1 protein-coding gene is annotated in these 1,077 nt (G+C 42.2%); it reads right to left on the bottom strand.

Features of this window, described 5'->3' with window-relative positions; genetic code table 11:
- The coding region (locus tag J2X69_RS24760) for an ABC transporter permease (RefSeq protein WP_310109558.1) at positions 1 to 1,077 on the bottom strand (1,077 nt) is incomplete at both ends.

Genomic DNA, 1,077 nt, shown 5'->3' with positions numbered 1-1,077 from the left:
ATATGACTGCTAAGCTTCCCGCCCTTCAAAACGGCAATGGAATTGAGGCCGGAAATATAGAGTGCAGGGTAACTCCCCGCGATCAGTCCTGTCGCCAATACAATACTCAACAGGGTAAGAATAAAGCCTAAATTGAAGTTAAGAGTGAGTTGCTTTTCAGTGAGGACATTGAACTGAGGCAATAACAGTGTAACCAGTAAAATGGCTACAACTAAGGATATTAAAGCCATAAATGTGGATTCTCCCAAATACTGTAAAACCAGGGTGCCTCTTTGGGCTCCAATTGCTTTTTTGACTCCCAATTCTTTAATTCTTCCGGAAGCTCTGGCCGTAGAAAGATTCATAAAATTAATGCAGGCAATAAAAAGGATGAATAGGGCTATGAGGGAGAATAATTTCACATACTCTATCCGTCCCCCGGCTTGGACTCCATTTTCGTATTGATTGTATAGGTATGTATCTGAAAACTTGGCGGCAAAAGGGGATCGGTGATCGCTCTGACCATTCGTCTTTACTTTGACATAATCCGCAATCTTTTCGTTAAACCGGGCTATGTCTGTATTTTCCTTTAGGAGAACAAATGTACTGGGGCCTGAATTACCCCAGCTTGTCACACTTGGAAAATCATCTTTGAATGATTCAAAAGTTGAGACAAAATCGAATTGAAGGGATGATCGCGGCGAAATATCCCTGAATACACCGGAAATCCGGTATTGCTTGAGATGCTGCCATTCCACCATTTTACCAACCGCATTATCGGTGGAACCATATAGCTTCAGAGCTAGATTTTCTGATATAACAACGGAGTTTTTATCATTCAATACTTGAGTTTGATTCCCCTGTATCACTTCAAATGAAAACATGTTGAAAAAATCGGGATCTGCAAACAATCCTCTTGTCTTGACATCATTATCCTCAACGGAGAGAATGTAATCACCGATCCGGTTGGTTGTGGTGGTCACAGCATGGATAACTTCCGGCATTTCTCTGGCTATGGCTTCCGCCATAGGTCCTGAAGTCGATTGTCTGGTGATAGTCGTGCCACCTTGGTCTACATTCTCCAATATCTGATACAGC

It is taken from the genome of Algoriphagus sp. 4150, from assembly GCF_031457395.1.
In the GTDB taxonomy this organism is placed as follows: Bacteria; Bacteroidota; Bacteroidia; order Cytophagales; family Cyclobacteriaceae; genus Algoriphagus.
The sequence above is the reverse complement of the archived record's forward strand: the minus strand, read 5'-3'. Positions and strand labels throughout refer to the sequence as shown.